A 21,414-nucleotide genomic window follows, 5' to 3' on the forward strand; every position below is an offset into this window, starting at 1 on the left:
TCATCCGCGCGAAGCAGCCGGACTGTCTGCGTGGGCCGGCGTGACCCGTCTGAGCAGGACCGAGATCCCGCCCACCCCAACGCAGACGGCGGTCAGCCCGATCAGGTAGCCGACACCGAGTCCCGCGCCGAGGGCGAACCCGGCCAGGGAGGGCGCCAGGACCGGGCCGATCTGGTTGGAGAGGGTGAAGACCGCGTTGTAGCGCCCGCGCAGCCGTTCCGGTGCCAGATCGTTGATCAGGGCCGGAAGGGTGGGTGAGAGGGTGGCCTCGCCGAGAGCGAAGACGCCCAGCGAGGCCACCATCAGCGCATCCCGGGCCGGTCCGCCCAGGTCCAGCAGCGCCGGGGATGCCAGCACCAGCCAGGAGGCGGCGAAGAACAGGGCCGCCACCGCCGCCACCTGCAGCCGGGAACGGCCCCGGGCGAAGCGGATGGCCGGTAGCTGGGCCAGCAGCAGCACGGCGATGTTGAGGGCGAAGGCCAGGCCGACGACCCGGCCGGAGCCTTCGCCCGGGCCGGTCACCCAGGCGCTGAAGCCGGAGTTGGTCTGGGAGATCGCGAACACCATGAGCAGGCTGTTCACCAGGAGAGCCCCGAGCAGCGCCCGGTCCCGCAGCACCGGCCCGTAGCCGACCCGGCCCTTCGCCTCGGCGACGGGGGTTGCGGGCTCGTTCCCCAAGCGACCGGCCAGGAAGAGCATGGTCAGGGCGAACAGCAGGTAAGACGCGGCGTCGGCCAGCAGGATGGCCACATAAGGCCCGGCCTCCTGCCCGACGGTGACGAACCCGGTGATCAGCGCGCCGAGACCGAACGCCACATTGGCGCTGGTGTAGCGCAGGGCCAGCACCGAGCCACGCTCACCGGCCGGAGCGAGCTGAACCAGGAACGTGACGAAACCGCTCCACATCAGCCCGCTGCCGACCCCGTGCACGGCCGAGGCCGCGTAAGCCATCGGCAGCGCCGTGGCCAGGGCGAACAGGCCGATACCGAGACCGCCGACCACGAGCCCGGCCACGAACACCGCCAGCGGTCCGAACCGGTCGATCAATGGGCCGGTGAGCGGTGTCGTGGCCAGGCCGACCACCCCGATGGCGGCCAGCACCAGCCCGGCCTGCGGCAGGCCGATCCCCCGCACGGTGTGCAGGTAGACGATGAGGAACGGCATCGTCAGGCCGCTGCCCAGGCAGGACAGCATGTTGATGCCCAGCAGCAGCCAGGTGCGGCGGCCGATCGCGGGCAGCCAGGTAGAACGCGTGCTTTCAGCCGTCGGGTTCATCCGCTCCCCACCGAATCGCCTACGGGTTGGCCGCGATCACCCGATCCAGCCACTCGACCAGCAGACTGCGTTCGGCCGCGCTCAGCACCTCCAGCTGCGGCGCCGCTGCCCGCAGCGTGACGGCGACCCAGGCGTCGTCCTTCAATTCGGTTGTCTCAGTGAGGATCTGCGCGAGCACCGACTCGAGCATCGCGTCGGCGAGGCCGGGGTCGCGATCGGCGGGAGGCGTGGTGAGCAGGGCGGTGACGGTACCCACCCCCGCGGCGTGGATCAGCTCGGCGGCCCGCTCCTCGCTCACCCTCAGCCGGCCGGTCTCGGCCAGGCGGCGCACCCGCGCCCGCAGCACCTCCCGGCCCGCCTTCAGCGCCGGAGACTGCGCGGCCCGGGCCGGATCGCTCATCAGGTGGAACAGTGCCGGATTGGACAGCCCGAACCCGATCTGCCCGGCCCAGCCGTCGCGCAGGTCTTCCAGCGGGTCGACGTCACCGCTCGAGGCCGCGGCGACCACGGCCGCCTTGGCGCTGACGTGCGTGGCCATCGTGCGCTCGGCCACCGCCTCGAGCAGGCCGTCCTTGTCGCCGAAGAGCCGGTAGATCGCCGGGGCCTGCACCCCTGCGGCCTCGGCGACCGCGCGGGTGGTCACCGCGGCCGGGCCCCGTTCCTGGAGCAACCGGGCGGCCGTCTCGACGATCCGGGTACGGGTGTCGGTGCGGCGACTGCTCGTCTCGGTCACGTTCCAACGATAACGCAGTCTTGTTATCGCAGTGATTCCATGGTTAACATCAAAACGCTTCCACCGTTACCAAGGAGAGTTTCTGATGATCGTCGTGACCGGAGCGACGGGTGCCCTCAACGGCGTCACCGTCGAGCACCTGCTCCACCGCATCCCCGCCGGCCAGATCGCCGTGGTCGCCCGCGACGTGGCCAAGGCGCAGCGCTTCGCCGACCTCGGCATCCAGGTGCGCCACGGCGACTACGCCGATGCGGCCGGCCTGCCCGCCGCGTTCGAGGGGGCCGACCAGCTGCTGCTGGTCTCCGCGAGCGACCCGGCCGCCGACGCGGTCGCCCTGCACCGCACCGCCATCGAGGCCGCGGTCAAGGTCGGCGTCGGCCGCGTTCTGTACACCAGCCACCAGGGCGCAGCGCCGGACACCCCGTTCGGGCCCGGCCGCGACCACCACGCCACCGAACAACTGCTCGCCGAGTCCGGCCTGCCCTGGACCTCTCTGCGCAACGGCTTCTACGCCCACAGCCTTCACTGGCTCGCCGGCCCGTGGCGTGAGACCGGGCGCATCACCGTCCCTGCAGACGGCCCGGTCTCCTGGACGGCACGCGAGGACGCGGGCGAGGCCGCAGCCGTGATCATGACCGCCGACCAGGCGTTCGAGGGCCCGGTGACGCTCACCGCCGAGTCCGCCCCCACCTTCGCCGAGGTCGCGGTCATCGCCTCCGAACTCACCGGCCGGGACGTCCAGGTCGAGGTCGTCGACCCCGACCAGTGGGTCGCGGCCCAGGTCGCCGCCGGGCAGCCGGAGTTCGTCGCCCGCTTCCTCCGGGGCATGTTCCAGGCCGCCGACCAGGGCTTCTTCGCCGGCACCGACCCGCTCCTGGGCACCCTGCTGGGCCGCGCCCCACGCACGGTCCGCTCGATCCTCGACGCCGGCTGATCAGACCGGCGGTGGCCTGATCAGGCCGGCGGCGGTGGCCCGGGTTGGCAGTGCGGGCACCACCACGTGCGACGGCGCTCCGGATCGCCACTGACCTCGGCAACCACCTGGATCCGGGTGCGGCAGCGCAGACACGGCTGCCCCGCCCGCCCGGCCACCCAGTGCTGCTGGCCGGGGCGGGTGTTGCCGGTGGTCACCTGAGCGGCGCCCGGGGTGTTCACCGAGAAGCGCAACAAACGCACGGCCAGCGTCACCAGCGCGGGAATGTCCACCTCACGCACGGGTGTCCAGGGTGAATGACCCCGCAGGAAACACAACTCGTTCACCCACAGATTGCCCAGGCCCGCCATCCGCGTCTGGTCCAGCAAGGTCGCCGCCAATGGACGCTCGTGGTCGCCGACGAGGCGACGCACCGCCTCGTCGGCGTCCCAGTCGGCCCGCAACGGATCCGGGCCCAGGTGACCCACGACGTCCTTCTCCCGATCCGTCGGGATCAATTCCACCACCGGCAGTTTCAGCCCCACGGCACTGAGGCCGTTCTGGAAGTCCAGCAGGACCCGGATGTCCGGCGCGAGCCTGCGCGGCAGCTGCTTCCCCGGGTTCAGGACCGTCCACGACCCGTCCATCCGCAGGTGCGTGTGCAGCGTGATGCCCGGCTGATCCGGCACCGTGAACCGGGTCAGCAGGTGCTTGCCGTGGGTGTCGGTCTTCACCAGCGTGGCCCCGGACAGGTCCGCCGTCGCGTGCTGCGGCACCCGCAGGTCCGAGCGCCGCACCACCTGGCCGCGCAGGCGGGCGTTCAGACGGCGGGCGAGCAGATACACGGTGTCGCCTTCGGGCACCGGCCCATCCTGCCCCCGACCACCGGGTTCGGCCTGCTCAGGCAGCCGGTCCAGGGAGCCCGCCGATACGCTCGGCCACCCGCTGACGCAGCAGCAGGTATTCCGGCCCGCGTCGGGGCAACGGTCCGGCGGGCCGGGTGACCACTCGCGCGGCGGAGACGACCTGCCCCTCCCGGAACTGTTCGCGCGTCAGATCGATCTCCGCACCGGAGGCCAACCGGTTCCACCAGGATGCTTCCGCGCGCGTTTCCCGACCCTACCCATCGACCAGGAGCCGTTGCCGCAGAAGCCGAACCGTCTCGTCCTTCAGTTCGACCTTGTCTTTCAGATAGCCGGCCACGGAACCGTAGGTGGCCTCGAGGTCGGCGAACACCAGTTCCATGATGATCGCCGGAGCACGGCCGTAGGAGGGCCAGGACAGGGTGCGCCCCGGATTGGCCGTTCGCCAGTCGGCGGCCAGCCGGTCCGTGGCCAGCTCGGTCAGGGCGAAGTCGGCCAGCACGTCCGGCCGGGGCACGTCCAGAAGGGTGAGCACCAGGGCGGCGACGAGACCGGTCCGGTCCTTGCCCGAGGTGCAGTGGAAGACCAGGGGCCCGGGATCCTCGGCCAGGTGCTCGATCACCTGGCGGATCTCCTGTGCACCGTCTTCGGCCACCTCCGCGAACCGGTCGGCGAGGTAACGCCAGGGGTCCAGGTCCGGATCGATGGTGGCCTGATCGTAGGGCCGGTGCTCGATGCTCAGATTGACGTAGGTGAAGCGCTCCGCCTCGGGAACGCGTCCCTTGGTCTCGATCTCCCACGGATAGCGCAGGTCGATCACCGTCCGGATACCCAGCTGCAGGAACGTTTCCCAGTCCGGCCCCTGGAGTTTGCCCAGCGAGTCGGCCCGGTAGACGGTTCCGGTGACGACCTGACGGTTGTCGACGGTGCGGTACCCGCCCAGATCCCGGAAGTTGTGCAGGCGCTCGAGGGTGACATGACGGTCCATGCAGCTGATCATCAGACGACGCGTACGGCCTCGGCAAGGTTCGGGCAGGCCGTAGGGTCGGGCTGTGTCCCGAGACCGGTTCCTGCGCATCCACAGCCCCGAGTTCCGGGCCATGTCCGAGCGGGTGCTGCGGGTCACCGCACTCACCTCGCGCCTGAACGTCCTGCCCTTCGACGACGAGGCCGGCCGCGCCGAGCTGCTCGAGCAGATCCTGGGCCGGCCCCTGCCCGCCCGGGTCACGATCTACCCGCCCTTCTTCACCGACCACGGGCTCAACCTCGACCTGGCCGAGCGGGTGTTCATCAACCAGAACTGCACGTTCCTCGACTACGCCGGCATCCGCCTGGCCGAACGCGTCATGGTCGGGCCCAAGGTCACCTTCATCACGGGCGGGCACCCGGTCGACCCCACGGAACGCCGGGAATGGCTCACCGGCGCCCCGATCGACGTGGCGGAGAACGTCTGGATCGGGGCGGGGGCCACCATCCTGCCCGGCGTCAGCATCGGCGCCGACGCCGTGATCGCCGCCGGAGCGGTCGTGGCCGAGGACGTGCCCCCAGCCACCCTGGTCGCCGGGCCCAAGGCCACGCAACGCAGGCAGTGGTGAGGGCACCGGCCTCGCTGCCTCTTACGGGTTGATGATGCCGTCCCGGTGCATCCCGGTCGCCTTCAGGTAGTCGGGTTCCTTCTCGTAGGGCCCACCGGAAGAGGGCTGCGGCCGGGTCTCCCCCAGCACCGAACCGTCCGCCCCCAAGGCCTTGGCCACGGCCTGGTCGTCAGCCTTCCCGAGAGGCACGTCCACCTGCGCCAGCCGGTCATCCACCTCGACCGTGACACCGGAAACCGTGACCTGATCGGTGTTCTCGGGCACGACGAGAAGGTAGCGCCGCACGTCCTCGTGGTCGACGTACATTCCGGCCATGACCCGCCCGGTGGCCACATCGGCAGCGGACACGTCGCCGCCCTGCCACACCCGGTAGGCCTTCGACGTCACCTCCTGCTCGGCCAGGGCCACCACGTGGGCGCCCTCCGGCGTGCGCAGCAGCAGAGCGGCCATCTGGCCGTCGCGGCCGACCGGGGCAGTGGCGGCGTAGACCGGAACCTCGTCGACGGTCGGCGCGAGGCCGGCCTTGGTCAGGCTCCCGCTGAGCTGGTCCAGGTCCTCGACCTTGGTGCCAGGCGCGCTCACGTCGGCCAGGTTCTTGTACCCGGGCTGAAGAGTGAAGGGAGAGCGGGTGTCGATGATGTGGCCGTCTTTCCTGATCGACACCTCGGACAAGAAGTACTCGCCCTCGCTGATCGGCCCGGCCCAGATGCCCGGGGCGATCTGCGGCAGCGCCCGGTCGGTCGTCGTGCTCGAAGGCCCCGGCCCGGTGCCGGTGAACTTACGGCCGGTGGTGATCCGGACCTCGTCCGCCAGCGGAGCACTGACCACGGCCACAGCGTTGTTCAGCCCTTCCTTCAGGTAGGCCTTCCCCGGGCCTCCGTCGATGGCCGACTGCAGCACCGGAACGCTCTCCGGGGTGATCAGCCCGGGTTCAGGCTCCAGATCGGTCACGGTGGAGAACATTTCGTCGCCACCGGCTCCGGGCGGGCCGAGGTAGAACTCGCGGGACCATTCCTTCTGCCCGTCGACCTCACGGCTGATCAGGACAATTCCGTACCGCCCGTTCTCTCCGGCGTCGCCGGCCGCCACCACCCGCACGTTCTCGACGTCGATCGGCGGCAGGTCTGTGGTGTTCTGCGAGGCCCGGACCCTCTCCCTGAACTCCGCCAGCCACGCCTCGTCGCCCGCCAGCGAACCGACCGTCTCGGCCGGGTACCCGGCCTCCTCGGGGGTTTCGAAACCCTTGGTCGCCACCGGCGAGGGCGTAGCCTCCGGCGCGGGCGTCGAAGCCGCCGGCACACTCTGGCCGGTAGCGGACGGCCCGCCTCCGGTCAGCGCCTCTACTCCCACCACCGTCACAGCCACCGCCGCAGCCAGTGCCACCCCACCGAACTGGGTGGTGCGCACCCGGCGCTTACGCTGGATGGCCGTCCGAACTCCTGGAAAGGGCCGGCTCTCCCGGGTCTGGATCGTGGCCAGCCGCTGCAGGCCGTCGGCCAGCTCGACGGGCAGGCTGTCCTCGTGCTTCATCGCTTCACCCCTTCTACCGACGTATCGAGCATGGCGGCGCGCAATTTGGCGACACCGCGGCTGGAAGCGCTCTTCACCGTGCCGGGTGAGCAGCCCAGCAGGTGGGCGGTCTCGCCCTCCGAGCGGTCTTCCAGGTAACGCAGCACCACCGCCGCCCGCATCAGCGGCGGGAGCGAGCGCAGGGCGTTCATCAGCCGGTGGTCGAAGTCGCCCAGCTGCTCGGACCGGAACTCGACCACCGGCACCGGAGCGGCGTCCAGCGGTACCTCGCGGATGCGCCGCCGTACCCGCCACGAGAGCGCCGCGTTGATCACGGCTTTTCGCACGTAGGGCTCCGGGTTGTCCTGCTCGATCCGGCCCCAGCGGCGGTGGACCCGGGCCAGGGCCTCCTGCACGCAGTCCTCGGCGATGCCGCGGTCCACGGTGATCAGGTAGGCGCTCTGTACCAGCGCCGGCCATCGCGCGGTGACGAACCGCACGAAGGCGGCCTCGTCGTCATCCATGAACGGGTTTCCTTCCCCATCTGCCTGTGTGGCCTGTCAGGAAGTAAGACCCAGGAGCGAACGGACGTGGTTGCTCGAGTCACGAACAGATCGTTTGAGGACGCCGGTGCTCACCGCTCCTGGGCCGGTGTCACCGGCGCACGAGGAGACTCCACAGAACCAGGACCGCTCCCGGTCAGCACCACGAGGCCGAGCATCACCAGCGCCGACGCGACGGCCAGGGCCATCCCGCTGTAGTAGCTGTACCGGGCCTGGCCGCGACGGATCGCCTTCTCCAGGGCAGGAAAGGGCCGGCTCCCGGCAGTGGCACCGGCGGCGAGCCGGCGCAGCCCGGGAACCATCCGTCCCGACGGGTCCAGCTCGTCGTGCCCCACGGGGGTTCCTCCCAGCAACCGCGCCTCAGCACTTCCACCAGTGATACGTCCTCGGGGCCTTGAGGGGTTGCCTCTACTTCAGCCCTTTGGCGATGGCCTTGGTCAGCGAGGCCTTGGCCGTGTCCCCGGAGAAGTCCCAGTAGAAGGCCCCGCCCAGCTTCTGGTTCTTGGCGTATTTCATCTTCCCGGCAATGGTTTTCGGGGTGTCGTAGCTCCACCAGTTGCGGCCGCACTTGGCGTAGGCGGTGCCGCCCACCACGCCGGTGGGCGGGCAGGTCTTCGCCAGCACGTTGTAGCTCTCGATGCCGGCCTCGAAGGTGCCCTTGGCCGGGCCGGTGGCCGCGCCGCCGGGTTTCTTCTGGGTGACTCCGGTCCAGCCCCGGCCGTAGAAGGGCACGCCCAGCAACAGCTTTCTCGAGGGCACGCCCTGGGCCCTCAGGTTGGCGATCACGGTCTTGGAGTCGTAGCCGCCGACGGTGGCACTGGGGTAGTCGCCCAGCGGTGAGTGCGGCGCCGTCGGGCCCTTGGGCTCCCAGGTGCCGTGGTAGTCGTACGTCATCGGCATGATCCAGTTCAGGTACTTCGCGCCGAGGGCGTAGTTCGCCTTCGACAGCGTGCCGCCGGGCTGCCCGTCGCCGGTGATCGCCGAGGTCACCAGGTCGGTGCCGAAGGCCTTGCGCACCGCCTTCAGCAGGACCGGGTAGGCGTTGTAGCCGCTCGCGTCGCAGGTGACGTTGCAGGCGTTGGGGTACTCCCAGTCGATGTCGATGCCGTCGAAGACGTCGGCCCAGCGCTGGTCCTCGACCAGGGCCCGGCACGAGCGGGCGAAGGCGGTGGGGTCGAGCGCGGCCTGGGTGAAGCCGGCCGAGCCGGAGCCGCCGCCGAACGACCAGAGCACCTTCAGCTTCGGGTGCTTCTTCTTCAGCTGGCGCAGCTGGTTGAAGTTGCCCGCGACCTTCTGCAAGGCCTGGTCGGCGCGGCCGCTGACCGACTGGGCGGCAGTGAATCTCTTCTGGTAGTCGGCGTATTCGTCGCTGAGCCCGCACCGGCCGTTCTCCACCGAGCCGAACGCGTAGACGATGTGCGTGAGCTTGGCCGCCGCACCACTGGTGTGCAGCTGTTTCACCTGCCCGACGGCGCCGCGGTAGGTGGCCCAGTTCGTGTAGTAGCCCACGACCTTCGGCTTCTTCGTGGCCGCCACCGTCAGGTCGGCCGAGGGGGTCACCGCACTCGCACCGAACGGGTTGAGCAAGGCGATCACCGCCGCCAGCACGACCGCCGCGGCCACTCCCCCGACGACGAACCCAGAACGCTTCACCGAAGATCCCCTCCCACCGGACAACCCCGAACGACGCTAGCAGCCGCGAGCGCGGAATCTTCGCCTGTGGGCAGGGTTTAGGGATGATTTGAGGGGTTCTGCAGCCTGGCCGGGGCTGACCTAGGGGCGCAGCAGTTCCAGGTAGGCCAGCAGGTGGCTCTCCATGTCGATGTCGGGGTTGTACAGCCACTGCGTCTGCAGGCCGACCACCGAGGCGGTGAGCAACCGCGCCAGGACCGGGACGTCCAGCCCCTCGCGCAGGCGCCCGGCGGCCTGCTCGCGCTGCAGGGCCTGGGCGACCTCGGCGACGAACGCCTCCAGGTGGTCACCGATGAACGCGTGGGCGGGGTGGTCCGGTGCCACCGCCTCGGCCGTGAGGGTGGTGTCGAGCTGGATGATCGCCCGGTTCGCGGCATTGCGGCGCATCATCAGCGCCACGATCTCGGCCACCGTGGCCCGCTCGGTCAGCCGCTCGCGCTCGGCCCGGTCCTGCTCGGCCCGCCGTTCCAGCACCTCGGCGAACAGCGCCTCCTTCGAGGCGAAGTGGTGGCCCAGCGTCTGGTGGTTGGTGCCGGCCCGCTCGGCGATGGTGCGCAGCGACGTCCGCTCGTAGCCCTGCTCGGCGAAGATCTCGGTGGCCGCGTCGATGATCTCGCCGCGGCGCCGCTCACCGTTCGCGTACCGGGCCCGCGACCGGGCGGGGGTCTTCACGTGTTCGTCCATGCGTCCTTCACCTCGTCGAACCGGACAAGTTTCTCACGGGAAATTCCCACCTCCCGAATGTTTGCCACGGTGGTAAATCAGACCTACAGTTCTGCAACTACCAGCTGGAACACCCGACTCACCGTCTTCCCAGCAACCGCAGCAAAGGTGCTCGCCATGACAACGACGTCCCCCCTCGGACCGTCGGACGCCCTCCGGGCGCCCGCAGCCGGCCCGAAGCTTCACCTCGCTCCACCCCGCGGATTCGTGCTCTTTCTGTTCCTGGCCGTGATCGGCAGCGGCTGCGCGCAGATGTCCTCCGCCCTGCTGACCCTCTCGCTCAAGGCCACCCGCATCGACGAGGCCGGCGCGGCCGGTGTCATCTCCCTGGCCACCGGCGTCGCCGGGGTGTTCACCGTGGTCGCCCTGCCCCTGGTGGGGCGCCTCAGCGACCTGTCCCGCTCCCGCTACGGGCGCCGTCGCCCCTGGCTGCTCGTGGGCGCCGCCTCCTACGTGGTGGGCTCCCTGGTCATGCTGGCCGCCGCCAATGCGTGGATGCTGACCGCCGGCAATCTCTTCCTCACCCTGGGCGCCGTCTGCACCCAGGTGGTCGCCACCGCCCTGATCGCCGACCAGCTGCCGCCCGACCGGCGCGGCCCGGCCGCCGCCCTGGTCAGCCTGGGCACCCCGCTCGGCGCCCTGATCGGCACCGGCATCGGCCAGGTCTTCAACACCTCGCTCACCGCCCAGATGCTGATCCCCGCCGTCTTCGCCCTGTTCGCCATCGGCACCCTGGCCGTCGTCCTGCGTGACCCGCAGTTCCTGCAGGAACGCCCCCAGCTGAACCTGCGCGAGTTCCTCGGCACCTTCTGGGTCGACCCGGTCCGGCACCCCGGGTTCGCCCTGGTCTTCACCAGCCGCATGCTGGTCTTCTCCGGCGTCGCCGCGATCAACGCCTACCAGGTCATCTACCTGCTCTCCGAGCTGCACGTCGACCCGGCCCGGATCAGCGGCGCCGTCCTGCTCACCGTGGTGATCAACGCCGGCCTGACCATCCTGGTGGCCCCCGCCCTCGGCCGCGTCTCCGACCGCCTCGGCGTGCGCAAGCCCTTCATCCTGGTCGCCGCCGTCGTCCTGGGCATCGGCCTCTACCTCGCCAGCCTGGCCGACAGCCTGCCCACCTACCTGATGGCCTGCGCCGTGGTCGCTCTCGGGCAGGGCGTCTACTTCAGCGTCGAGCTCGCCCTGGCCACCCAGCTGCTGCCCGACCCGGACAACCCGGCCAAGGACCTGGCGATCATCAAACTGGCCGACAACCTGCCGGTCTCGATCGTCGCCGCGGTGGCCCCGGCCCTGCTCACCGTCGGTGCCGCCGACGGCGCCCAGAACTACGCGGCCGTCTTCATCACCGGCGGCATCTCCGCGGTCCTGGGTGGCCTGGTCATCCTGTTCATCCGCGCGGCCCGCTGAAACCGGCCTCCCCAAGCAAGGAATCCCACCATGACCGCAGTCTTCATCTCTCCCCTCGACGACTTCGGCGGCGCCCCCCTGCTGCGCCGGACGTTCACCCTCGACGAGGCGCGCACCGTCACCGCGGCGATCCTGCGGGTCAGCGCGCTCGGGGTGGTCGAGCCGTACCTGAACGGCTCCCGGGCCGGTGACCACCTGCTCACCCCCGGATGGTCGAGCTACGAGTGGCGGCTGCGGTACGACGAGCTCGACGTGACGTCCCTGGTCCGGCCCGGCCGCAACGCCCTCGGCCTGGCCCTCGGAAACGGCTGGTACCGGGGACGTCTGGGCTGGAAGGGCACCTCGGCCGTGTACGGCTCGCAGCTGGCCGGCTACGCGGCCCTGGAGATCGAGTACGAGAACGGCGAACGGACGTCGGTGGTCACCACCGACGACGGCACCTGGCGGGCCGCCCCCAGCGGCACCACCGCCAACGACCTCTACGACGGCCAGTCCATCGACGCCCGCGCCGTCCCGGCCGGCTGGTCCTCGCCGGCTTTCGACGACTCGTCCTGGCACTCGTCCTTCACCGAGATCCCGCTCCGTGAAGGTCAGGCACTCGAGCCGTACATCGCCCCACCCGTACGGGCCCAGCTCGAACGTAAGGCCGAGAAGATCTGGACCAGCCCGTCCGGCGCGACCCTGGTCGACTTCGGGCAGAACCTCGTCGGCTGGATCCGGCTCACCGCACGGGGCCGGGCCGGCCAGGTGATCACTCTGCGCCACTCCGAGGTCCTGGAGAACGACGAACTCGGTGTGCGCCCCCTGCGCACCGCAAAAGCCACCGACCGGTTCACCCTTTCCGGCGGTGACGACGTCTTCGAGCCCACCCTGACCTTCCACGGCTTCCGCTATGCCGAGGTGTCCGGCTTCACCGGCACCCACGGCGACCTCGCGCAGGCCCTCACCGCCGTCGTCATCAGTTCCGACCTGCCCCGCACGGGCCACTTCGCCTGCTCCGAACCCGATCTCAACCGGCTGCACGAGAACGTGGTCTGGGGCATGCGCGGCAACTTCGTCGACGTGCCCACCGACTGCCCGCAGCGCGACGAGCGCCTGGGCTGGACCGGCGACCTGTCCGCATTCGCCCCCACCGCAACCTTTCTCGCCGACAGCGAGACCTTCCTGCGCGACTGGCTCCGAGACCTCGCCCTCGAACAGGCACACGGGGACTACGGCGTTCCCACCGTCGCCCCCGACCCGCTCAAGTACATCCCGATGCCCGATCTGCCCAAGCTCGACGTCACGGCGATCTGGAGCGATGCCGCGGTCTGGGTGCCCTGGGCGGTCTACGAGGCCTACGGCGACGCGACCGTGCTGCGCGAGGCCTGGCCCTCCATGCTGCAGCACACCGAAAAGGTCGAGGGACGCCTGTCCGAGGCCGATGTGTGGGACACCGACATGCAGTTCGGCGACTGGCTCGACCCCGACGCGCCACCCGAACAGCCGTGGGCGGCCAAGGCCGAATCCGGTGTGGTGGCCACCGCCTGCTTCTTCCGCACCGCATCGCTGATGGCGCAGGCCGCCGAGGTTCTCGAACTTGAGGGCGAGGCGGCCCGCTTCCGGGCGCTGGCGGACCGGGTGCGTGCGGGCTTCCAGACCGAGTACGTCAGTGGCGAGCGCATTCACAGCGACGCCACCACCGTCTACACCCTGGCCATCGTCTTCGGGCTTTTGGACGCCGACCAGCACGTCTGGGCGGGCCGGCGGCTTGCGGAGCTGGTTGCCGAGAGCGGACATCACATCTCCACCGGGTTCGCCGGCACGCCGTTCATCCTGCACGCCCTCAGCGAGACCGGGCACATCGACACGGCCGCGAAACTGCTGCTGCAGAGGGAGTGCCCGTCGTGGCTGTACCCGGTGACCATGGGTGCCACGACGATCTGGGAACGCTGGGACTCGATGCTGCCCGACGGCTCGATCAACCCCGGCGAGATGACCAGCTTCAACCACTACGCCCTGGGCGCCGTGGCCGACTGGCTGCACCGCTCGGTCGCCGGAATCGCCCCGCTGGAACCCGGGTACGCGAAGGTCTTGGTGCAGCCGGAGCTCACCATGCCGCTGGAATGGGCCGAGGGGTCGCTGGAATCGCGACACGGCCTGATCCGGGTCCGCTGGGACCGCACCAGCGACTCGGTGAAACTGCGCCTCAGCGTCCCGGTTCCCGCGGTCGTCCGGCTCCCCGATGAGACCGAGACCGAACTGGCGCCGGGCGAGCACGAACTCACCTGGCTCGCCCCGCAACGAGTGTCTGACTGACGAGGAGTACCACCATGAGCACCGCTTTCCCGCCCGGCTTCCTCTGGGGCGTGGCCACCGCCGGCCACCAGAACGAGGGCGACAACCGCCACAGCGACATCTGGTTCCTGGAACAGGTCGAGCCCACCGTGTTCCGCGAGCCCTCCGGCCAGGCCTGCCGCTCGTACGACCTCTGGCCCACCGACCTCGACCTGGCCCAGGACATGGGCCTGAACGCGTTCCGCTTCTCGGTGGAGTGGGCCCGGATCGAGCCGCAGCCGGGGGTGATCAGCCAGGAGGCCCTGGCCCACTACGAGGCGGTCGTCGACGGCTGCCTGGAGCGCGGCCTGGCCCCGGTGGTGACGTTCTCACACTTCGCCGCCCCGCACTGGTTCTCGGCCAACGGCTCCTGGACCGCCCCCGACGCCGCCCAGCGCTTCGCCGACTTCTGCGCCCTGGTCACCCGGCGCTTCGGCGACCGCATCGCGGTCGCCGTGACCCTGAACGAGCCGAACCTGGTGCCGCTGCTGCAGTGGGAGGGCCTGCCCCAGCCGGTGAAGGACCTTCAGGCTGCCACCCTGCGCGCCGCCTCCGAGAAGGCGGGCGTGACCCGGTACCTCGCCGGGAACGTGATGACCGACGACGACTTCCCGGACATGCGCGACGGCCTGACCCGGGCCCACCTCGCCGCCCGCGACGCGGTCAAGGCCGTGCGCCCCGACCTGCCGGTGGGCCTGTCCATCGCAATCATCGACGACGTGGCCCGGCCCGGCGGTGAAGAGATCGTCGCCCGCAAACGCGCCGACGTCTACGACCACTGGCTCGAACTGGCGCGCGGCGACGACTTCATCGGTGTGCAGAACTACGAGCGCGTCGAGTACGACGCCGACGGCCGCGTCGCCCTGCCCGAGGGCACCACCCTGAACGAGATGGGCAGCGCCATCCGCCCCGAGTCCCTCGGCGGGGCCGTACGTTACGCCCACCAGGTGGCCGGCGTGCCGGTGCTGGTGACCGAACACGGCATGGGCACCCAGAACGACTCCGAACGCGCCGCCTTCATCGAGCCCGCCCTGGCCGGCCTGCAGAAGGCCGTCGCCGACGGTGTCCCGGTCCTCGGCTACTGCCACTGGACCCTGCTCGACAACTTCGAGTGGATCTTCGGCTACGGCATGAAGTTCGGCCTGCACGAGGTCGACCGCGAGACCTTCGAGCGCACCCCCAAGCCCAGCGCCAAGGCCTACGCCGCAGTGGTCGCGGCAGCGCGGTAAGCGTAGACCGGTAGACGACGGCCGGGACATTCTTGGCCCGGGACTTCCGGGGCCCGAGGACGTGGTGAACGCCTGGCGGCCGTGACCGGCGCAGGGGCCGTCCCGGCCGGTGACCTCACCGGCCGGGACGGCGGACGGTTACTGGGAGACGACTTCCTCGGGCAGTTCCGGCATCTCGGCCGGGGTACGGATCGAGTCGCGTCCGCGGCGGGCCGCGAGCTTGGCCGTGCTGTGCTCCAGCGACCTGGTCAGCTTGCCGAGGGCGCCGCGGAAGGCGTCGCCCACGTTGCCGGCCGAGTCGGTCACGACCAGCGACTTCACGCCGGCCAGGCGGGCGTCGAGGCTGCACTTGATGTCGTCGTTGCCGGGCTTGTCGCCGTTCTCGTCGCTCAGGTGGACATCGACCCGGACGAGCTGGTCGGCGTAGCGGGTGAGCGCCGACTCGAGCTCATCCTCGATCCAGTCCGTCTCGGTCTTGACGTGCTTGTCGGTCTGGACCTGAATCTGCACGAGCTAACCTCCATCGCGTTCTGATGTTGCCCGGCAGGCTTGCACATCCGCCCGGCCCTCGCCTCTTCACATTCGCGGCCGCGGTGCCATGCTGATGTCGTGGACGATCTCGGTGTCACCGTGAGCGCAGGCTCCTACCGCAGCACCGACCCGGAGGCGGTGCACTTCCCGCACCGCTGGAGCGACGAGGGGGTGGCGGTGCAGGCAGCGTTCACCGGCGCCCACCTGCTTCATCTGTCGGCTGCGGGCTGTGTCCTGAACGACGTGTACCGCGAGGCGCAGCGGCTGGGCGTCGCGGTCGCCGGGGTGCGGGTCTCGGCGACCGGCGACTTCGACACCGATACCTGGGTCTCACGGGGCATCACGTACAGCGTCGAAGTCGACAGTCCCGCCGGCGCGGACGATGTGGCCGGTGTTCTGGAGGCAGTTGATCAGGTGGCGGAGATCCCCCGCGCCATCCGGGCCGGGGCCACGGTGCGGCGAGTGCCCGCCGCCGGTCAGGAGTAGCTCGAAGTCAGTGGCTGCTGGCGGCGAGCTTGATGCCGAAGCCCGCGATGACGGTTCCGGTGACGCGGTCCATCACCCGCCGGGCCGCGGGGCGCTGCAGCACGTTGCGCAGGCGGCGGGCGACGAGCACCAGAATCGTCGACCAGACCACGCCCAGTGCGATGTGCACGCAGGCCAGCAGCACACCGAAGGTCAGGGGTGAGGCCCCGGCGGGGATGAACTGCGGCAGCAACGCCACGTAGAACGCGCCCATCTTGGGGTTGAGCAGGTTGGTCACCGTGCCCTGACGCCAGCCCGACCGGAAACCGCCGCCCTCCCCCGTCGCCGGCCCCGACTCGTCCATCGTTGGTTCCCCGGCGGCCGGACGTCGGGTGCTCCAGAGCATGCTCAGGCCCATCCAGAGCAGGTAGGCCGCGCCCGCCCAGCGCAGTACCTCGTAAGCCAGCGCCGAGGCCGTCAGCACCGCGGTGATGCCCAGGGAGGTCAGAATGCCCCAGGTCAGCGTGCCGGTCTGGATGCCTGCGACCACGCCCCAGGCGCGTCGCGAGTGCCCGATGGCCGCGGTCCGCACGATCAGGGCGGTGTCCAGGCCGGGGGTCAGGGTGAGCAGGCCCACCACGAGCGCGAAAGACCACAAAGCGTTCAGCGTCGTCACGGACCCTGACCGTAGCGCAGCGACCCGCCCGGACGTTCGGCGTACCCCGGCCGGAGCGTTCGTTCAGAAGTGCCGCGTTCCCCCTCGCACGCGCAGACCCCCGTGCCAGCATCCGCTCGTCCTGGCTGACAAAAGTCAGCATCTACTTGGGGGAAGAAGAAGGATGACGCTTTCACGGCCGGCCATGACCCGCCTGAAGACCACCACGCGCACCGTTTTCGCGGCGGCGGCCACCATCGCCCTGGTCACCGCTCCGGCCACGGCGTTCGCCGCCGACCCGGCCAAGCCCCGCCCGCCCAAGATCAAGGTGCTCGACACCTCGGTCAAGGCACCGTTCCAGATCACCTACGGCCGCAAGACGCTCCTGGTCTCCGACGGCGCCGCGTCGACCGTGTCGAAGCTGTCCAGCAAGAAGCTGTACGAGCTGTTCAAGACGCCGGAGGGCCTCAGCGCGCTGGCGATGAACTCCCGCGGCGACGTCGCCTACGGCATCCAGCAGGGCGATGCCGAGAACGGCGGCCCGACCACCCGCGCCGAACTGGTGATCAAGGGCAAGAAGCAGACGCACACCGCGGACCTGCTGGCCTACGACAAGACCAGCAACCCCGACCAGGCCGTCTCGTACGGCATCGACAACCCCACGCCGTGCCAGGAGGCAGCGTTCGCAGCCTGGGGCGGCGCCAAGTACAACGGCGGCGTCGACTCCCACCCCTACGCCGTGGCCGCGCTGGACAAGACCTCGTGGGTGGTGGCCGACGCCGGCGGCAACGACCTGCTCAAGGTGGACGAGAAGGGCAAGGTCAGCACCCTGGCCGTGCTGCCGCGCCAGGCGAGCACGATCACCCAGGAAGGGGCCGACGCGCTGGGCCTGCCCGCCTGCGTGGTCGGCGCGGTCTACCACTTCGAGTCGGTGCCCACCGACGTCGAGGTGACCAAGACCGGCCTGCTGGTCAGCCTCCTGCCCGGCGGCCCGGAAGACCCGAGCCTGGGCGCCCGCGGCTCAGTCGTCCACGTGGACTGGCAGGGCAAGGTCACCACGGTCGCGGGTGGTTTCCTGGGCGCCACCAACCTCGCGGTCGACCCCAAGGGCAGCATCTACGTGGCCGAGATGTTCGCCGGACGCATCTCCAAGGTGGAGAACGGCAAGGTCTCCAAGTACGTCGACCTGCCCAACGCCCTGTCGCTGCAGTTCGCCCACGGCAACCTCTACGCCGGGACGCTCGCCTCGCCGAGCGGGCCGGGGAGCATCGTCTCGATCAGGTAGCGCGGCCCGTGGTGGGGCGGTCGCAACGACGCCCCACCACGCCGACCGGCTCCTCACCGCAACGGCAGCACGTAGTCGAAGGCTCGCGACTCCACGTGGAAGCCGAGGCTGGTGTACAGGTTCTCCGGCCGGGACGGGTTGCCGAGAGCCACTGCGAGCCCGGCCACCTCGAAACCGGCTCGGGCGCAGGCACTCAGGAAGTGGCTCAGGAGGGCACCCGCAACGCCACGCTGACGGTACTCGCGGCGGGTCCCGACCCGGGCGATCCAGACCTCACGGCGCTCGCCGGGCCACTCCTCGGCGTGCAGGTACCCGACCGGCCTATCGCCGTGGCTGATCGTGAAGGACAGGTCCGGCCGCAGCTGCGGCTTGGCCAGCATCTGCTCCTGCCAGTCGGCGGCCGACCAGTGGTGAGCGCCCGGCACGTCGGCGAACACCTCGTTGTGCAGGGCCAGCATCACCTGCGGCTGATGGGCAGGATCCAGCGGCGCGATCGAGAACCCTTCCGGCGGCGGCATCGAGGGCAGGCCGCGCAGGGTGTGCTCCATCGTGATGGCTCCGCCGTCGGCCGCGAAGCCCCGGGCCAGGACCGCGTCTGTCCACATCCGGTCCGCCGGATCGGCCGAGACCCGGATCCGGGTGGCGCCACCGGCTGTGCGCCGGGCCTGCTCGAGCATCGCCGTCATCAGCAGCGAACCGGTCGCCCGCCCGGGGTGATCCGGATGGACGCCGCCCGCACCGAGCAGTTCCGATCGCCGGCCGGGCCGGAGCCGGAAGTAGCCCACCAACGTGCCGCTCTCGCTGAACGTCCCCATCAGCTGGGTTCCGCTGCAGTCCACCGAGCCGTGGAACGCGTCGAGACTGGCCTGGGGAGAGAACGGGGCGCTGTGTGCGTGGGCGTCATGGATGGCTTGGGCCAGCTGCTGCCAGGCCGCACAGTCGGCCTGGGTCAGACTTCTGAGCATGCTGTGCTTCAGAGCTGACGAGACGCGGCGGCGCTGAGCGAAAGCACCTGCTGCACAGCCGCCTCCACGTCGTCGGCACTGGCCGCCTCGTGCAGGGCGACGACCGGGACGCTCAGCTCCCGGATCACCCGCCAGCTCACCTCCGGGTGCAGGCTGCCGCACAGGATGATCGATCCTGCCCCGGCCTCCCGCATCGACGCCGCCCGCTCCCCGAGCAGCCCGGCGGCCCCGTCCCAGTCGACGGTGACCTGGAGGTACTCGAGCTCGTGATCGTCCACCCAGTCGAGCAGGAGGCGGGTTCCCCGCGCATCGTCCCGCTGCCGCAGCACCTCCTTGGCCAGACGGTAGTAGCGCGCCGTCTCGGACCAGTTGGTCCCGCCGAGCAATCCGATCGTTCTCACTGCGGATCGTCCTTCTCTCGTCCTGGCCGCCGCGTCCTTCACCGCGGCTGCGGTGGAACCAGTAACGGGCCGGACGGGACGAGCGAGAAAGACCTTGACCGAACTCTGACGGCGCGCATCCCCTTCCTGACAAGAATCTGACGCCGACCCGAACCGAACTGGGGACGCGGGTGGGCACCGATCGCGCATCGGTGCCCACCCGCGTCCTCAGGTCGGCTTCCCGGGCCTTCCCGGCCCGGCCTCGTGATCCGGGATCAGGTGGTGCCGCTCATCGCGGCCACCTGGGCGTTGAGCTGCTGTTCGAGGCGGACCTGGTCGGTGATGTCGTAGGCGTACTTGATCACCCGCACCGGGTGGCCGGACAGGTCGAGGATTGGGTTGTAGCTGGACTGGATCCACACGTCCCGGCCCCCCTTGCCGACCCGGTGGAAGCGGCCGGAGCGGAACTCGCCGCTGCGCAGCCGGGCCCAGAACTCCAGGTACTCGTCGGAGGTGGCGTAGTCGCCGGTGCAGAACATCCGGTGGTGCTGGCCGACGATCTCGGTCAGCGAGTAGCCCATGGTGCGCAGGAAGTTCTCGTTCGCGGTGAGGATCCGCCCGTCGAGGCTGAACTCGACCACCGCCTGCGAGCGGTCGATCGCCGCGACCCGGCTCTCGAAGTCGGCGTTGCGCAGCTTCTCGGCGGTGACGTCGTGGGCGAACTTGACCACCTTGACCGGCCTGCCGTCGGCGTCGAGGATCGGGTTGTAGGTGGCCCGGATCCACACCTCGCGGCCGTCCTTGGCGATCCGGCGGTACTCGGCGGAGTGGAAGTCGCCGCGGGCCAGCTTGTCCCAGAACGCCGCGTACTCGGGGGTGCCGGTCTCGTTGGGGGCCACGAACAGCCGGTGGTGCTGGCCCCGGACCTCCTCCAGGGTGTAGCCCATCAGCTCGAGGAAGGCGTCGTTGGCGTCCAGAACGACACCCTCGAGGTCGAACTCGATCACCGCCTGGGAGCGCCGGATCGCGGTGATCTTGCCCTCGAAGTCGGCGTTGCGGGCCTTGGCCAGGGTGATGTCGCTGGCGAACTTGACCACCTTCCAGGGCTTGCCGTTCAGCCCGAAGATCGGGTTGTAGGTGGCCTGGAGCCAGACGTCGCGGTTGTCCTTGCCGTAGCGGTGGAACTCGCCGGAGACGAACTCGCCCTCGGCGAGACTGCGCCAGAAGTCGGCGTACTCGTGCGACTGCGCGGTCTCGGGCGCGACGAACATCCGGTGGTGCCGGCCGACGACGTCGTCGCGGGTGTAGCCGACGGCGTTCAGGAAGTTGTCGTTGACGTCGAGAATGTGCCCGTCCAGGTCGAACTCGATCACCGCCTGCGAGCGGTTGATCGCTGCTACCTTGCCCTCGAACTCGGCGTTGGCCAGCTTGGCGGCGGTCACGTCGACCGCGAACTTGACCACCTTCCAGGGCTTTCCGTCGATGCCCAGGATCGGGTTGTAGACGGCCTGCAGCCAGACCTCACGGCCGTCCTTGCCCAGCCGGTGGAACTCGCCGGAGACGAACTCGCCGGCCCCCAGGTGCCGCCAGAACTCCTGGTAGGCAGCGGACTTGGCATCCTCCGGGGTGACGAACATGCGGTGGTGCTGGCCCACGACCTCGGAGCGGGAGTAGCCGACCAGGGCCAGGAAGTTGTCGTTGGCGTCGAGGATGTGACCTTCCAGGTCGAACTCGATCACCGCCTGGGAACGGTTGATCGCCTGGATCTTGCCCTGCGCGTCGGCGGTGGCCCGCTTGCCGGGGGTGACGTCGAGCGCGTACTCGACCACCTTCACCACCTGGTCGGTGGCGTTGCGCACGGGCAGGAAGGTGGAGCGGATCCAGAGATCCTGGTGCACGTCCTGCCAGACCAGCCGGAACTCCCCGGTCGGGTTGCTGCCGGTGCGCAGCTGCTCCCACAGGCCGGTGTACTCGGCCGACGCGGCGACGTCGGACGACACGAACGCCCGGTGCTCCTGGCCGACGATGCCGTCCGCAGCGTGGCCCACCAGGTCGGCGAACTGCCGGTTGGCCCGCAGCAGCTTGCCGTCGGGGCTGTACTCGGCCGTGGCCGAGCCGCGTTCGTAGGCCTCGACCAGGCTGGTGAGCTCGGCCAGCCGCTCGAGCTGGTCCTGGGTGAGGGCCGTCTGATCCGACAAAAGGATTCCTCCCGCTCGCAGCACAGCTGCCCGACGTAGCAGGAGCGTCGTCGGCGGCGGGCGCCGGGGGCCTGAGCACCCCGGACGGCCCTCACCCGATCAGCTCAGCGCGGC

At 70.1% G+C, this 21,414-nt stretch carries 21 protein-coding genes and 1 pseudogene; 7 read left to right on the forward strand and 15 right to left on the reverse strand.

Going from position 1 to position 21,414, the window contains the following annotated elements; translation table 11 throughout:
• A complete protein-coding gene (locus tag QSK18_RS09890) occupies positions 1 to 1,275 on the reverse strand; it encodes an MFS transporter (protein ID WP_285618053.1) in 1,275 nt (424 codons plus the stop codon).
• A 19-nt stretch (positions 1,276 to 1,294) separates the two neighbouring features.
• A complete protein-coding gene (locus QSK18_RS09895; protein WP_285618055.1) occupies positions 1,295 to 2,008 on the reverse strand; it encodes a TetR/AcrR family transcriptional regulator in 714 nt (237 codons plus the stop codon).
• An 85-nt stretch (positions 2,009 to 2,093) separates the two neighbouring features.
• Between QSK18_RS09895 and QSK18_RS09900 the strand changes: the two genes are divergently transcribed.
• The gene (locus QSK18_RS09900) at positions 2,094 to 2,942 is read left to right on the forward strand and encodes an SDR family oxidoreductase (protein ID WP_285618057.1); all 849 of its coding nucleotides are present in this window, start codon (positions 2,094 to 2,096) and stop codon (positions 2,940 to 2,942) included.
• 20 nt (positions 2,943 to 2,962) lie between these two features.
• Here the strand turns inward: QSK18_RS09900 and QSK18_RS09905 are convergent, their stop codons facing one another.
• The 3 genes and pseudogenes from QSK18_RS09905 to QSK18_RS09910 form a co-directional block, all read right to left on the reverse strand.
• Positions 2,963 to 3,784, reverse strand: a complete 822-nt coding sequence (locus QSK18_RS09905) for a DNA-formamidopyrimidine glycosylase family protein (protein WP_285618059.1) — start codon at positions 3,782 to 3,784, stop codon at positions 2,963 to 2,965.
• Positions 3,785 to 3,821: 37 nt separating this feature from the next.
• Positions 3,822 to 4,010, reverse strand: a pseudogene (locus QSK18_RS35915) (YunG family protein); the annotation flags it as partial.
• Between the two features lie 30 nt (positions 4,011 to 4,040).
• On the reverse strand, positions 4,041 to 4,772 hold the full coding sequence (locus QSK18_RS09910; protein WP_285618060.1) for a tyrosine-protein phosphatase: 732 nt from the start codon (positions 4,770 to 4,772) through the stop codon (positions 4,041 to 4,043).
• A 112-nt stretch (positions 4,773 to 4,884) separates the two neighbouring features.
• Here QSK18_RS09910 and QSK18_RS09915 point away from each other — a divergent pair, with 112 nt between their 5' ends.
• Complete coding sequence (locus QSK18_RS09915; protein WP_269810632.1) at positions 4,885 to 5,379, forward strand: DapH/DapD/GlmU-related protein; 495 nt, start codon at positions 4,885 to 4,887, stop codon at positions 5,377 to 5,379.
• Positions 5,380 to 5,400: 21 nt separating this feature from the next.
• Here the strand turns inward: QSK18_RS09915 and QSK18_RS09920 are convergent, their stop codons facing one another.
• The 5 genes from QSK18_RS09920 to QSK18_RS09940 form a co-directional block, all read right to left on the reverse strand.
• A complete protein-coding gene (locus tag QSK18_RS09920; RefSeq protein WP_285618063.1) occupies positions 5,401 to 6,909 on the reverse strand; it encodes a hypothetical protein in 1,509 nt (502 codons plus the stop codon).
• Positions 6,906 to 7,412, reverse strand: a complete 507-nt coding sequence (locus tag QSK18_RS09925; protein WP_285618065.1) for a SigE family RNA polymerase sigma factor — start codon at positions 7,410 to 7,412, stop codon at positions 6,906 to 6,908. Before QSK18_RS09925 ends, QSK18_RS09920 begins: the two co-directional genes overlap by 4 nt.
• A gap of 110 nt (positions 7,413 to 7,522) precedes the next feature.
• Positions 7,523 to 7,786: a hypothetical protein gene (locus QSK18_RS09930; protein WP_285618067.1), complete on the reverse strand. Its 264-nt coding sequence runs from the start codon at positions 7,784 to 7,786 to the stop codon at positions 7,523 to 7,525.
• A 73-nt stretch (positions 7,787 to 7,859) separates the two neighbouring features.
• The gene (locus tag QSK18_RS09935; RefSeq protein ID WP_285618068.1) at positions 7,860 to 9,104 is read right to left on the reverse strand and encodes a glycoside hydrolase family 18 protein; all 1,245 of its coding nucleotides are present in this window, start codon (positions 9,102 to 9,104) and stop codon (positions 7,860 to 7,862) included.
• Between the two features lie 120 nt (positions 9,105 to 9,224).
• Complete coding sequence (locus tag QSK18_RS09940; protein WP_285618070.1) at positions 9,225 to 9,827, reverse strand: TetR/AcrR family transcriptional regulator; 603 nt, start codon at positions 9,825 to 9,827, stop codon at positions 9,225 to 9,227.
• A 156-nt stretch (positions 9,828 to 9,983) separates the two neighbouring features.
• On the opposite strand from QSK18_RS09940, the gene QSK18_RS09945 reads away from it, so the two are divergent.
• From QSK18_RS09945 to QSK18_RS09955, 3 genes are read left to right on the forward strand one after another with little or no spacing between them, the layout of a single operon-like run.
• Positions 9,984 to 11,276: an MFS transporter gene (locus QSK18_RS09945; RefSeq protein WP_285618072.1), complete on the forward strand. Its 1,293-nt coding sequence runs from the start codon at positions 9,984 to 9,986 to the stop codon at positions 11,274 to 11,276.
• 30 nt (positions 11,277 to 11,306) lie between these two features.
• Positions 11,307 to 13,574: a family 78 glycoside hydrolase catalytic domain gene (locus QSK18_RS09950; protein ID WP_285618074.1), complete on the forward strand. Its 2,268-nt coding sequence runs from the start codon at positions 11,307 to 11,309 to the stop codon at positions 13,572 to 13,574.
• Between the two features lie 14 nt (positions 13,575 to 13,588).
• On the forward strand, positions 13,589 to 14,821 hold the full coding sequence (locus QSK18_RS09955) for a glycoside hydrolase family 1 protein (RefSeq protein WP_285618076.1): 1,233 nt from the start codon (positions 13,589 to 13,591) through the stop codon (positions 14,819 to 14,821).
• Positions 14,822 to 14,959: 138 nt separating this feature from the next.
• Here the strand turns inward: QSK18_RS09955 and QSK18_RS09960 are convergent, their stop codons facing one another.
• Entirely contained in the window at positions 14,960 to 15,331 is a 372-nt protein-coding gene (locus QSK18_RS09960; RefSeq protein ID WP_232812756.1) for an HPF/RaiA family ribosome-associated protein, read from the reverse strand.
• A gap of 99 nt (positions 15,332 to 15,430) precedes the next feature.
• Between QSK18_RS09960 and QSK18_RS09965 the strand changes: the two genes are divergently transcribed.
• On the forward strand, positions 15,431 to 15,838 hold the full coding sequence (locus tag QSK18_RS09965; RefSeq protein ID WP_285618078.1) for an OsmC family protein: 408 nt from the start codon (positions 15,431 to 15,433) through the stop codon (positions 15,836 to 15,838).
• A gap of 7 nt (positions 15,839 to 15,845) precedes the next feature.
• On the opposite strand, the gene QSK18_RS09970 is transcribed toward QSK18_RS09965, so the two are convergent.
• A complete protein-coding gene (locus tag QSK18_RS09970) occupies positions 15,846 to 16,493 on the reverse strand; it encodes a LysE family translocator (protein ID WP_232812758.1) in 648 nt (215 codons plus the stop codon).
• 163 nt (positions 16,494 to 16,656) lie between these two features.
• Here QSK18_RS09970 and QSK18_RS09975 point away from each other — a divergent pair, with 163 nt between their 5' ends.
• On the forward strand, positions 16,657 to 17,757 hold the full coding sequence (locus QSK18_RS09975; RefSeq protein WP_285618081.1) for a ScyD/ScyE family protein: 1,101 nt from the start codon (positions 16,657 to 16,659) through the stop codon (positions 17,755 to 17,757).
• A gap of 53 nt (positions 17,758 to 17,810) precedes the next feature.
• Here QSK18_RS09975 and QSK18_RS09980 read toward each other — a convergent pair whose 3' ends face one another.
• From QSK18_RS09980 to QSK18_RS09990, 3 genes are all read right to left on the reverse strand, one after another.
• On the reverse strand, positions 17,811 to 18,722 hold the full coding sequence (locus QSK18_RS09980) for a GNAT family N-acetyltransferase (protein WP_232812760.1): 912 nt from the start codon (positions 18,720 to 18,722) through the stop codon (positions 17,811 to 17,813).
• Between the two features lie 8 nt (positions 18,723 to 18,730).
• Positions 18,731 to 19,123 (reverse strand): aspartate/glutamate racemase family protein, encoded by a 393-nt coding sequence (locus QSK18_RS09985; RefSeq protein WP_232812761.1) that lies wholly within the window; start codon positions 19,121 to 19,123, stop codon positions 18,731 to 18,733.
• A gap of 254 nt (positions 19,124 to 19,377) precedes the next feature.
• Positions 19,378 to 21,300 carry a PAS domain-containing protein gene (locus QSK18_RS09990; RefSeq protein ID WP_285618085.1) on the reverse strand — a complete coding sequence of 641 codons (1,923 nt, stop codon included), beginning with the start codon at positions 21,298 to 21,300 and terminating at the stop codon, positions 19,378 to 19,380.
• Positions 21,301 to 21,414 lie beyond the last annotated feature (114 nt).

Source organism: Kineosporia sp. NBRC 101677 (assembly GCF_030269265.1).
GTDB classification, from domain to species: Bacteria; Actinomycetota; Actinomycetes; order Actinomycetales; family Kineosporiaceae; genus Kineosporia; species Kineosporia rhizophila.